At 73.9% G+C, this 11,898-nt stretch carries 11 protein-coding genes; 7 read left to right on the forward strand and 4 right to left on the reverse strand.

The window, feature by feature from the left end; all coding sequences use genetic code 11:
* Window positions 1-112 precede the first annotated feature (112 nt).
* Both IE258_RS01390 and coaA read right to left on the reverse strand, forming a co-directional pair.
* Window positions 113-1,060: a DUF389 domain-containing protein gene (locus IE258_RS01390; protein ID WP_189737810.1), complete on the reverse strand. Its 948-nt coding sequence runs from the start codon at window positions 1,058-1,060 to the stop codon at window positions 113-115.
* A 79-nt stretch (window positions 1,061-1,139) separates the two neighbouring features.
* Window positions 1,140-2,129, reverse strand: a complete 990-nt coding sequence (coaA, locus tag IE258_RS01395; RefSeq protein ID WP_189737814.1) for a type I pantothenate kinase — start codon at window positions 2,127-2,129, stop codon at window positions 1,140-1,142.
* Window positions 2,130-2,408: 279 nt separating this feature from the next.
* Between coaA and IE258_RS01400 the strand changes: the two genes are divergently transcribed.
* Together IE258_RS01400 and glmS are read left to right on the forward strand one after the other, a co-directional pair.
* Entirely contained in the window at window positions 2,409-3,212 is an 804-nt protein-coding gene (locus IE258_RS01400; protein ID WP_189737817.1) for a hypothetical protein, read from the forward strand.
* Between the two features lie 111 nt (window positions 3,213-3,323).
* On the forward strand, window positions 3,324-5,171 hold the full coding sequence (gene glmS, locus IE258_RS01405; protein ID WP_189737820.1) for a glutamine--fructose-6-phosphate transaminase (isomerizing): 1,848 nt from the start codon (window positions 3,324-3,326) through the stop codon (window positions 5,169-5,171).
* Window positions 5,172-5,565: 394 nt separating this feature from the next.
* On the opposite strand, the gene IE258_RS01410 is transcribed toward glmS, so the two are convergent.
* A complete protein-coding gene (locus IE258_RS01410) occupies window positions 5,566-7,026 on the reverse strand; it encodes an NAD(P)H-hydrate dehydratase (RefSeq protein WP_189737823.1) in 1,461 nt (486 codons plus the stop codon).
* Window positions 7,027-7,105: 79 nt separating this feature from the next.
* Here IE258_RS01410 and IE258_RS01415 point away from each other — a divergent pair, with 79 nt between their 5' ends.
* Window positions 7,106-7,714, forward strand: a complete 609-nt coding sequence (locus IE258_RS01415; RefSeq protein WP_189737826.1) for a helix-turn-helix domain-containing protein — start codon at window positions 7,106-7,108, stop codon at window positions 7,712-7,714.
* Between the two features lie 230 nt (window positions 7,715-7,944).
* Here the strand turns inward: IE258_RS01415 and IE258_RS01420 are convergent, their stop codons facing one another.
* Complete coding sequence (locus IE258_RS01420) at window positions 7,945-8,316, reverse strand: holo-ACP synthase (RefSeq protein WP_087807722.1); 372 nt, start codon at window positions 8,314-8,316, stop codon at window positions 7,945-7,947.
* Between the two features lie 111 nt (window positions 8,317-8,427).
* Here IE258_RS01420 and alr point away from each other — a divergent pair, with 111 nt between their 5' ends.
* The 4 genes from alr to IE258_RS01440 all read left to right on the forward strand — a co-directional run bounded on the left by alr (window position 8,428) and on the right by IE258_RS01440 (window position 11,877).
* Window positions 8,428-9,597: an alanine racemase gene (alr, locus tag IE258_RS01425; protein WP_189737829.1), complete on the forward strand. Its 1,170-nt coding sequence runs from the start codon at window positions 8,428-8,430 to the stop codon at window positions 9,595-9,597.
* A gap of 121 nt (window positions 9,598-9,718) precedes the next feature.
* Window positions 9,719-10,978, forward strand: coding sequence for an alpha/beta fold hydrolase (locus IE258_RS01430; protein ID WP_189737832.1), 1,260 nt, complete (start codon window positions 9,719-9,721; stop codon window positions 10,976-10,978).
* Window positions 10,944-11,486 carry a tRNA (adenosine(37)-N6)-threonylcarbamoyltransferase complex ATPase subunit type 1 TsaE gene (tsaE, locus tag IE258_RS01435; protein ID WP_189737835.1) on the forward strand — a complete coding sequence of 181 codons (543 nt, stop codon included), beginning with the start codon at window positions 10,944-10,946 and terminating at the stop codon, window positions 11,484-11,486. Before IE258_RS01430 ends, tsaE begins: the two co-directional genes overlap by 35 nt.
* 154 nt (window positions 11,487-11,640) lie before the next feature.
* Window positions 11,641-11,877, forward strand: coding sequence for a hypothetical protein (locus tag IE258_RS01440; RefSeq protein ID WP_189737838.1), 237 nt, complete (start codon window positions 11,641-11,643; stop codon window positions 11,875-11,877).
* Window positions 11,878-11,898 lie beyond the last annotated feature (21 nt).

The following is an 11,898-nucleotide window of genomic DNA, read 5'->3' on the forward strand; positions in this document are numbered from 1 at the left end:
TGGGGGTGGGGGTTCTGTGCGATGCGGGCTGCGGGTTCGTTGTGGCTGGTCGCGCAGTTCCCCGCGCCCCTTCAGGGCATGGCCCCGCTCGGCGTCGGAAGCTGATGCACCCTCAGGGTCCTTCCGGCTTCGTCAGTCGTGAGCGCTGGGTCGCCCACAACGCCTTCTGGGCCAGCAAGGTCAGGGTTCCGGCTACCACGATGCCTGCCAGGTTGAGCAGGAGCTGTTCGGTGGAGCCCACCGTCTGGTTGGTGTCGCCGAAGCTCAGGGCGACGGCGGCGTTCGCGGCCGCCGGGACCGTGGTGACCGAGATGGCGACGCCCACCAGGGCGCCGGACTTCGCCGAGGTGAGGGACAGCGTCCCCGCGATGCCGGCGAGGACCGCCACCACGAAGGAGAAGGCGTCGGGGGCGTAGACGAAGCCGGTGTTGGGCCGGTCGCCCTCCAGCTTGCCCTCGCTGAACTGGCCGAACTCGGTCATGATCCAGCTGAAGCCCACCGTCACCGCCATCGCCACGGCGAAGCCCACCAGCAGGGCGATCGCCGAGCGCAGGGCGAGGCGCGGGGCGCGCTGGACGGCCGCGGTGCAGATGCCGGCCAGGGGACCGAACTCCGGGCCGACCGCCATCGCGCCCACGATCAGGATCGCGTTGTCGAGGACCACACCGCAGGCCGCGATCATCGTGGCGAGCGTGATGAAGGCGACGTAGGTGATGGAGAGCGTGGACTCCTCGTGCGTGGCCTCCTCCAACTGCTCCCACAGCACCGCGTCGGCGGCCTCGCCGGGCGCGTCCCGCTCGGCCTGGTCGGCGCGCTCCGACAACGACAGGTCGATGTTCTCGGCGGTGATGGCGCCGCAGCTGTCGATGCCCAACGCCCGCAGCCCGTTGATGAGTTCGTCCCCGGCCTCGCGGGCCACGTCGCACATGACGACGTCGCCCTCGGGCTCGCGGGCCGCGCCCGGCAGGACGACGAGATGGGTGGTGCCGACCGTACGGTCGATCAGGCGGACCACCTCGTCGGTGCGGTCGGCCGGAGTGATCAGGCGCAGATGCAGCATCCGGTATTTCTATCGCGCCGCCGGCCCCACGTGCCCAGCCCGTGCCACAGCGTCGCCGGCCCCACATGCGGCGCCCGCCTCACAGCTTGCGCAGGCTCAGGCGCTGCACCTTGTGGTCGGGGCCCTTGCGCAGCACCAGGGTGGCCCGGCCCCGGGTGGGGGCCACGTTCTCCACCAGGTTGGGCTTGTTGATGGTGCGCCAGGTGGTGCGGGCGTAGTCGAGGGCCTCCGCCTCCGAGACCTGCGTGTACTTGCGGAAATACGAGGACGGGTTCTGGAAGGCGGTCGCGCGCAGTTTGCGGAAGCGGTTGAGATACCAGCTCTCGATGTCCTCGGTGCGCGCGTCGACGTACACGCTGAAGTCGAAGTAGTCGGCCAGCCCGACCCTGGTGCGGCCGTCCTTGCCGGGCAGCGCGGGCTGGAGCACGTTGAGGCCCTCGACGATCAGGATGTCGGGGCGGCGCACGACGAGCCGCTGGTCCGGGACGATGTCGTAGATGAGGTGGGAGTAGACCGGGGCGGTCACCTCCGCCTTGCCCGCCTTGATGTCGGCGACGAACCGGGTCAGCGCCCGGCGGTCGTACGACTCGGGGAAACCTTTCCGCGACATCAGGCCGCGCGCCTCCAGCTCCCGCGTCGGCAGCAGGAAGCCGTCGGTGGTGACCAGCTCCACGCGCGGGTGCTCGGGCCAGCGCGAGAGCAGCGCCTGGAGCAGGCGGGCGACGGTGGACTTGCCCACCGCCACCGAACCGGCGACCCCTATGACGAAGGGGGTGCCGGACTGGGAGCCCTGCTCGCCGAGGAAGGTGTTCAGCGCGCCGCGCAGTCCGTCGGTGGCGCCGACGTAGAGGTTGAGGAGCCGGGAGAGCGGGAGGTAGATGTCCCGCACCTCGTCGAGGTCGATGACGTCGCCGAGGCCGCGCAGCTTCTCGACCTCCTCGGCGGTCAGCGGCAGCGGCGTCTTGTCGCGCAGCGCGCTCCACTCGGGGCGGGTGAGGTCGACGTAGGGAGTCGCCTCCGGCCGCTGCCGGTGGGCGCTCCGGGGGATCGAGGGGACCGGAGAGATCACAGTCCATTGTTAACGGAGTACGAACGGGGCGGCAGGTGGGCTGTGTCACGTCGGCCGGTCCGCCGCGGCCCGTCGGGCTCCGGCGGGGCCCGACGAGATCACGGTCGGATCTCGGCTGGCCGGTTATCGATCGTGCGTGCGATTGCCGTAGGTATGGTGCGGGCAAAGTCGACCGGATCTCATCACCGGCCCCGACATGACTCGACAGATTCCGACGTGAGTCGACATCCCCGAAGTATGTCGACATCCCTCGAAGTGAACCGACGAAAGAGTGCTGCCGTGAGTTCGACCGCTGTCCGCCGTACCGCCCTCGCGGCCTCCGCCGCCGCCCTGGCCCTGCTCGTCACCGCCTGCGGCGGGTCCGACGACGACTCCGCGGCCGGTGACGACAAGGCGAAGGCGGAGCAGTCCGCCCCGGCCGAGGGCGCCGGCGAGTCCGCACCGGCGGGCAAGGCGCTGACCGCCGCCGAACTGGAGAAGGTCGCCCTGGCCCAGGCCGACGTCAAGAACGGCGAGGTCGCCACCGAACTGTCGGCGGACGACCAGGTGGCCAAGGACCAGATCTCGGCGGACGACAAGGCGTGCCTGCCGCTCGTCCACGTCCAGGGCGCCGTGGCCCAGGGCGAGCCGGCGGCGGACGTGCAACGCTCCTGGCAGGGCCAGTCGGAGTCGCCCTCCGAGAGCAAGGGCCCGGACGGCCAGGACATGACCGACATCGACGTGAACAAGATCCTGCTGAACGTCGCCTCCTACGCGGACGGCGGCGCCGAGGAGGCGGTGGCGGGTCTTAAGGCGGCCGTCGAGAAGTGCGCGGACGGCTTCGACGCCACCGCGGGCGGCGACAAGATGCGGGTCACCGAGGTGAGCGGCTTGGCTCGCCTCAAGGGCGGTGACGAAGGGTTCACCGTCAACATCGGTGTGGCCACCGGCGGGGACAGCAGCGGGCTCATGAAGCTCGTCGTGGTCCGCAAGGGCAGCACGCTCGCCACCTTCAGCGCCGTCAACCTCTCCTCGATGATGACCGGCGCGGAGTTCGAGGTCCCCGCCGAGGTCGTCGACGCGCAGGTCGCCAAGCTCGGCTGACACCGCGCCCCGCGGACGGCGTTCGTACCCCGGTGGGAATTTCCGATTTCGGGCACAGGAGGCCCGCTTTGCGGCCGCCGCGCGGCCGATCCTGCTCGTAGGCTGCCGCTTATGTGCGGAATCGTGGGATACGTAGGGCCTCAGTCGGCACTCGACGTCGTGATGGCCGGCCTGAAGCGGCTCGAATACCGGGGATACGACTCGGCGGGCGTCGCCGTGCTCGCGGACGGCGGCCTCGCCACCGCCAAGCGGGCCGGCAAGCTCGTCAACCTCGACAAGGAACTGTCCGAACACCCGCTGCCGTCCGCCGCCACCGGCATCGGCCACACCCGCTGGGCCACCCACGGCGGCCCCACCGACGCCAACGCCCACCCGCACCTCGACAACGCGGGCCGGGTGGCCGTGGTCCACAACGGCATCATCGAGAACTTCGCGCCGCTGCGGGCCGAGCTGGCCGAGCGCGGCCACGAACTGCCCTCCGAGACCGACACCGAGGTCGTCGCCCACCTGCTCGCCGAGGAGTACTCGGCCTGCGCCGACCTGGCCGAGGCGATGCGGTTGGTGTGCGGGCGGCTGGAGGGCGCGTTCACGCTGGTCGCGGTGCACGCGGACGCGCCGGACGTGGTGGTGGGCGCGCGCCGCAACTCGCCGCTCGTGGTGGGGGTGGGGGAGGGCGAGTACTTCCTCGCCTCGGACGTCGCGGCCTTCATCGCCCACACCCGTAACGCCGTCGAGCTGGGCCAGGACCAGGTCGTCGAGCTGCGCCGGGACGGCGTCACCGTCACCGGCTTCGACGGGACCCCGGCGGACGTCCGCTCGTACCACGTCGACTGGGACGCCTCCGCCGCCGAGAAGTCCGGCTACGCCTCCTTCATGCTCAAGGAGATCGCCGAGCAGCCGAAGGCCGTCGCCGACACCCTGCTCGGCCGCATCGACGGCTCCGGCACGCTGAGCCTGGACGAGGTGCGCATCCCGGCCGCGGTCCTGCGCGAGGTGGACAAGGTCGTCGTCGTCGCCTGCGGTACGGCCTTCCACGCCGGGCTGATCGCCAAGTACGCCATCGAGCACTGGACGCGGATCCCCTGCGAGGTGGAGCTGGCCAGCGAGTTCCGCTACCGCGACCCGATCCTCGACCAGCAGACCCTGGTCGTCGCGATCTCCCAGTCCGGCGAGACCATGGACACCCTGATGGCCCTGCGCCACGCCCGGGAACAGGGCGCCAGGGTCCTCGCGATCTGCAACACCAACGGCTCGACGATCCCGCGCGAGTCCGACGCCGTGCTCTACACCCACGCGGGCCCCGAGGTCGCCGTCGCCTCCACCAAGGCGTTCCTCACCCAGCTCGTGGCCTGCTACCTGGTCGCCCTGTACCTCGGTCAGGTGCGCGGCACGAAGTACGGCGACGAGATCCGCGACGTCGTCCGCGACCTGTCCGGCATCTCCGGTGCGGTCGAACGGGTCCTGGAGACCATGGACCCGGTGCGCGAACTGGCCCGCTCGCTCGCCCACAAGAACACGGTGCTCTTCCTCGGCCGGCACGTCGGCCACCCCGTCGCCCTCGAAGGCGCCCTCAAGCTCAAGGAGTTGGCGTACATGCACGCCGAGGGCTTCGCGGCGGGCGAGCTGAAGCACGGGCCGATCGCGCTGATCGAGGAGGACCTGCCGGTCGTGGTGGTGGTGCCGTCGCCGCGCGGCCGGTCGGTCCTGCACGACAAGATCGTGTCCAACATCCAGGAGATCCGGGCCCGCGGCGCCCGCACCGTCGTCATCGCCGAGGAGGGCGACGAGGCGGTCGTCCCCTACGCCGACCACCTCGTCCGGATCCCGGCCACCCCGACCCTGCTGCAACCCCTGGTGGCCACGGTGCCGTTGCAGGTCTTCGCCTGCGAACTGGCGACGGCCCGGGGCAACGAGGTGGACCAGCCGCGCAACCTCGCGAAGTCGGTGACGGTCGAGTAGCCCCGGATCGGGCGGCCCGGGGCGGGTGGTCGCTGAGCGGGAAGTACCGGGGCGGGTAGTCGCGGAGTAGTCGCGGAGCCGGTGGCCCCGGATCGGGTGGCCCCGGAGCCGGTGGCCCGGGGCGGTCCCTCGACGGTCGCCGCCGGTCAGCACGGTGGTCCGGGGCCCGCTCGGCACAGCCGTTCGGGGCCCGGTCGGCAGAGCGGTCGGGGGTCCGCTCGGCACAGGGGTCGGGGGTCCGCTCGGCACAGGGTCCGGGGTCCGGTCGCACGACGGTCCGGGCCGGGTCGGCACAGGGTCGGGGGTCCGGTCGCACGGCGGCCCGGGACCCGCTCGGCACAGGGGTCCGCGGCTCGGTCGGCGCAGGGGCCCGGGGCCCGCTCAACCCCCCCGCTCAGTCCCCCCGCACGTCCCGCCAGGCCCGCGGGATTGCCGCCGCTACGTCGTGCGCTCCCGCCGGGGCCCCCTGGGCCGCGAAGCGGCCCGCCAGGCCGTGCAGGTATGCGGCCGTGCTCCCCGCGTCCACCGCCGACAGGCCCGCCGCCAGCAGGGACCCCGCCAGGCCGGACAGCACGTCCCCGCTGCCGGCCGTGGCGAGCCACGACGTCCCCGTCGCGTTGACCCGGACGGGGCCGCCCTTCGCACTGGCCACCAGCGTCGTCGAGCCCTTCAGCAGCACCGTCGCCCCGTACCGCGCCGCCAGCTCGCGCACCGAGGCCAGCCGGGCACCCTCGACCTCCTCCCGGGCCACCCCGAGCAGTGCCGCCGCCTCCCCGGCGTGCGGGGTCATCAGCGTCGGTGCGGTGCGCGCACGTACCGCGTCCGCGTCGGCCAGCCGCAGGCCGTCCGCGTCGATCAGCACCGGCACCTTCGCCGCCAGCACCTGAGCCACCGTCGCCGCGTCGTCACCGGCGCCCGGTCCGACCACCCACGCCTGCACCCGCCCCGCCCGCTCCGGCCCCTGGTCGGACACGAGCGTCTCCGGGAAGCGGGCGATCACCGCGTCCCCGGCCGGACCGACGTACCGCACCGCCCCGGCCCCGCCCCGCAGCGCGCCCGCGACGGCGAGTACGGCCGCGCCGGGGTAGCGGGCCGAGCCGGCGGCGATGCCCACGACCCCGCGCCGGTACTTGTCGCTCTCGGCCGCCGGCACCGGCAGCAGGCGCGCCACGTCCGCGTGCTGCAACGCCTCCAGCTCGGCCGCCTCCGCGGGCAGCGGCAGGCCGATGTCCACCAGCCGCACCGCACCCGCGTACTCCCGCGCCGGATCGATCAGCAGCCCCGGCTTGTGCGTCCCGAAGGTCACCGTCAGGTCGGCGCGGACCACGTCCCCGCGCACCTGACCGGTGTCCGCGTCGACCCCGCTCGGCAGGTCGACGGCGACGACGGCCGCCCGGGACCGCGCGGCCGCGTCCGCCAGCGGCACCGCCGCCTCCCGCAGCCCGCCCCTGCCGCCGATCCCGACGATGCCGTCCACGACCAGGTCGGCCCGCGCGATCGACTCCCCGGCGGCACCGGAGGCCCCGTCGCCGTCGGCGACCCGTCCGCCCGCCCGCCGCAACGCCGCCAGACCGCCGGCGTGCGCCCGTTCCGGCGCGAGCAGCAGCGCCGTCACGCCCGCGCCCCGCCGGGCCAGCCGCGCGCCCGCGTACAGGGCGTCGCCGCCGTTGTCACCACTGCCGACCAGCAGCACCACGCGGCTGCCGTAGACCCGCCCGGCCACCCGGGCCAGCACCTGGGCGCAGGCGGCGGCAAGGCCGGCCGCGGCCCGTTGCATCAGAGCCCCCTCCGGCAGCCGTGCCATCAGCTCCCGCTCGGCGTTCCTGACCGTTTCCACGCTGTACGCAGTCCGCATGCCGTCGAGTCTTCCCCGTACGTCCGGAACACGCACGGCCCACCGCTCCCCGGAATCCGCGATGGGGGACAGTGGTCCCATGAGCGGCGGCGACGACGAGACGGCACAGGTGATGACCTCGCTCGGGGCACGCCTGCGCGCCATCCGGCAGGCCCGCGGGCTCACGCTGGCCCAGCTCGCCGCCGTCACCGGCATCTCCGTGAGCACCCTGTCCCGGCTGGAGTCGGGACAGCGTGAACCGGGGCTGCGGCACCTGCTGCCGCTGGCCCGGGCGCACCGGTTGCCGCTGGACGAACTCGTCGGTTCCCGCACCGGCGACCCCCGCGTCCACCCCCGTCCCTTCACCCGGCACGGACAGACGTGGATCCCGCTCACCCGCAACCCCAACGACGGCCTGCACGCCTACAAGCAGATCCTCCCCGCACCGGCCACCGCGCGGACCGAGTGGACGCCCCGGCCCGCACAGGGGTCGCACGAGGGCCACGAGTGGCTCTACGTCCTCTCCGGCCGCCTGCTCCTGGCCCTCGGCGAGCACGACCTGGTCCTGACGGCCGGGGAGACCGCGGAGTTCGACACCCGTGTCCCGCACGGCATCGCCAACGCCGGGGACCAGCCCGTCGAGTGGATCGCCCTGTACGGCGCACAGGGTGAGCGCATGCACATCCGCGTCCGGCCGACGGCCGACTGACCCTCCGGGGCTGACCGTGGGGCCGTCCCGAGGGCTGACCGTGTGGGGCCGACCCGGGGGCTGACCATGAGGGGCCGACCCGAGAGCTGAACCCGGGGCTGGCCATGAGAGGCCGTCCCGAGAGCTGAACCCCGGGTCTGACCGTGAGGGGCCGACCCGAGGGCTGTCCATGAGGGCCGTCCCGGAGGCTGGGCATGAGGGCTGGCCATGGGGAGGGGGCTGCCCGGGGGCTATCCCTCCGCGATCACCACCGCCGACGCGATCCCCGCGTCGTGGCTCAGCGACACGTGCCAGGACGCCACACCCAGCTCCGCCGCCCGCGCCGCCACCGTCCCCGACACGCGCAGCCGCGGCTGCCCGCTCTCCTCGACGTACACCTCGGCGTCCGTCCACAGCAGCCCCGCCGGTGCGCCCAGCGCCTTGGCCAGCGCCTCCTTCGCCGCGAAGCGGGCGGCGAGCGAGGCGACGCCCCGGCGCTCACCGCTGGGCAGCAGCAACTCGCGCTCCAGGAAGAGCCGCCCCGCCAGGGCCGGTGTGCGTTCCAGCGACGCCCCGAACCGCTCGACCTCGGCCACGTCGATCCCGACCCCGATGATGCTCATGCCGGGCACCCTAACCACTGCCGGGCCGCCGCCCACCACTCCCGGGCCACCGCCCCGCCCCGGTGGCGTGCGGCCGGGGGCGGCCGGGGGCTCTGAGAGACTGGGGGCACGATGAGCGAGACACCTGCTCGGCCGGACGCGGTACTGCGCGCCCGGGCCGAGATCGACCTGGCCGCCCTGCGGGCCAACGTCCGCGCCCTGCGCGAACGGGCCCCCGGGGCGGCTCTGATGGCCGTCGTCAAGGCGGACGCCTATGGCCACGGCGCCGTCCCCTGCGCCCGCGCCGCCGTCGAGGCCGGCGCGACCTGGCTCGGCACCGCCACCCCCCAGGAGGCCCTCGCCCTGCGCGCGGCGGAGGCCGGACTGCCGGACGACGTACGCGTCATGTGCTGGCTGTGGACGCCCGGCGGGCCCTGGCGGGAGGCCGTCGAGGCGCGCCTGGACGTGTCCGTCAGCGGAATGTGGGCCATGGAGGAGGTCGTCGGGGCGGCACGGGCGGCCGGCGTGCCCGCGCGCGTGCAGCTGAAGGCCGACACCGGGCTCGGCCGGAACGGCTGCCAGCCCGGCGCGGACTGGGAGGAACTGGTCGCGGCCGCCCTGCGGGCCGAGCGGGAAGGGCTGCTGCGGGTCACCGGGCTCTGGTCCCACTTCGCCTGCGCCGACGAGCCCGGCCACCCGTCCATCGCCGCGCAGCTCACCCGCTTCCGGGAGATGACGGCGTACGCCGAGCGGCAGGGCCTGCGCCCCGAGGTGCGGCACATCGCCAACTCGCCGGCCACCCTCACCCTCCCCGACGCCCACTTCGACCTCGTACGGCCCGGCATCGCGATGTACGGCGTCTCACCGAGCCCCGAGATCGGCACCCCGGCCGACTTCGGGCTGCGGCCCGTGATGACGCTGGCCGCCTCGTTGGCCCTGGTCAAGCAGGTCCCCGGCGGCCACGGCGTCAGCTACGGGCACCACTACACCACCCCTGGCGAGACCACCCTGGGCCTCGTCCCGCTCGGCTACGCGGACGGCGTCCCCCGCCACGCCTCCTCCACCGGCCCGGTCCTGGTCGACGGCAAGTGGCGCACGGTCGCTGGACGGATCGCGATGGACCAGTTCGTCGTCGACCTGGGTGGGGACCGGCCGGGACCCGGCGCCGAGGCGGTGCTGTTCGGGCCCGGCGACCGCGGCGAGCCCACCGCCGAGGACTGGGCCCAGGCGGCGGGCACCATCGCGTACGAGATCGTCACCCGGATCGGAAGCCGCGTCCCGCGCGTCTACGTCAACGAGTGACGGATCCCGGCCGACGCGCGCCCGGGTGAAACGGCGATCGGCGGCGGGTAGGCGCACAGCGGCCCGGTGAACCGGGCGAACCAGGTGAACCAGGTGAACCAAGCGAAGGGGAGCGGTGCACGTGAGCGAGAGCAGCGGGGAGGCCGTCGCGGCGGCCGTCGCCTCCGCCACGGAGGCCGCCACCGAGGCCGCCGCGGGCGGCTGGCGCCGGGCGACCGGCATCGCCGGGGTCGCGATAGGCGTGGTCGCGGCCGGGGCCGCGGCCGGCGTGGCGATAGAGCGGCTCACCGTCGGCCGCGGGATGCGCCAGAAGGCCCGCCTCGCCCTCGACTCGGCGGGCCCTTACGGCGGACTGCGCGGCACTCCCGGCAAGGCGTACGCCGAGGACGGCACCGAGCTGTACTACGAGGTCGACGACCTCGACCCGGCGGCCGACGCCGACCGCGCCCCGCGCCGCAGGCGGCTCTTCGGCCGCAGGGCGCCCGCGCCCGTCACCGTCGTCTTCAGCCACGGCTACTGCCTCAACCAGGACTCCTGGCACTTCCAGCGGGCGGCCCTCAGAGGCGTCGTCCGCACCGTCTACTGGGACCAGCGCAGCCACGGCCGGTCCGGGCGGGGCGTGGCCCAGACGCGGGACGACCGGCCGGTCAGCATCGAGGAACTGGGCCGCGACCTGAAGGCCGTCATCGACGCGGCCGCACCCGAGGGCCCGATCGTGCTGGTCGGGCACTCCATGGGCGGCATGACCATGATGGCGCTGGCCGACGCCTTCCCCGACCTGGTCCGCGAGCGCGTCGTCGGCGTCGCCCTCGTCGGTACGTCGTCCGGGCGGCTCGGCGAGGTCAACTTCGGGCTGCCGGTGGCCGGCGTCAACGCGGTGCGGCGGGTACTGCCGGGCGTGCTCCGGGCGCTGGGGCAGCGGGCCGAGCTGGTGGAGCGGGGACGGCGGGCGACGGCGGACCTGTTCGCCGGGATCATCAAGCGGTACTCCTTCGCGTCCCGGGACGTGGACCCGGCCGTGGCCCGGTTCGCCGAGCGGATGATCGAGTCGACGCCGATCGACGTCGTCGCCGAGTACTACCCGGCCTTCAACGACCACGACAAGACCGAGGCCCTCGCCCGCTTCGCCGGCCTCCCGGTCCTGGTCCTGGCCGGGGTGCGGGACCTGGTGACGCCGAGCGAGCACAGCGAGGCGATCGCCGACCTGCTGCCGGACGCCGAGCTGGTGCTGGTCCCCGACGCGGGGCACCTGGTGATGCTGGAGCACCCCGAGCTGGTCACCGACCGCCTCGCCGACCTGCTCGCCCGCGCGGGCGCCGTGCCGACAGCGGCTACCGTGGACGGCTATGGAAGCACCAGCAGCAGCGCAGGGCCCGGCTGAGCCCTCCCGGGCCGCCGAGCCCGCGCCCGACGTCGAGATCACCGTCACCTCCCCCGAGCAGATGCGGGAACTGGGCCGCAGGCTCGCGGGGCTCCTGCGCGCCGGTGACCTGGTGATGCTCAGCGGGGAGCTGGGCGCGGGCAAGACGACGCTGACCCGGGGGCTCGGCGAGGGCCTCGACGTGCGGGGCGCGGTGACCTCCCCGACCTTCGTGATCGCCCGCGTGCACCCCCCGCTCGGTGACGGTCCGCCGCTCGTCCACGTGGACGCCTACCGGCTGTCCGGCGGCCTCGACGAGATGGAGGACCTCGACCTCGACGTGTCCCTGCCCGACTCGGTGATCGTGGTCGAGTGGGGCGAGGGCAAGGTCGAGGAGCTGACCGAGGACCGGTTGCGGGTCCGGATCGACCGGGCCGTCGGCGACACCACGGACGAGGTGCGGCACGTGACGGTGACCGGCCTCGGCGAGCGCTGGACCACGGCCGACGTGGGCGTCCTCGCCGGCTGAGCCGCTGAGCCACCGGTGCGGTGCCGGCTCCCGCCGGATTTCCGACAAGACGTCGGCAAAAGATTGCGCTCCGGGACTCGCGCGTGGTCACATGGTACTCAGCTCGTAGTTAGGCTTGCCTTACTGCGTCGCCCCCGAGCTTCAGGAGGCGTCCATGTCGTCCACGTCCCAGGCCCAGCCGCAGGGCCGCCCGAGGCCCCAGTCGCCCGAGCCCGCCGGAGTGTCGATGCGGGACCTGCTCGCCTCCTGCGCCGCCGCGACGGCGGTCTCGACGCCGCCCAGTGCCCCCGCACCCGAGACGCCCCGGCCGGTCCGCGAGCAGCAGGGTGACCTCGAACAGCCGGACCATCGCGGGCAGCGGCGCCACCGCGGCCACCGCGAGGCCGCCTGACACCCGGCGGCGAACCGCGGG

Origin of the sequence: Streptomyces tendae (genome assembly GCF_014650435.1) — a bacterium.
Classification (GTDB): domain Bacteria; phylum Actinomycetota; class Actinomycetes; order Streptomycetales; family Streptomycetaceae; genus Streptomyces; species Streptomyces tendae.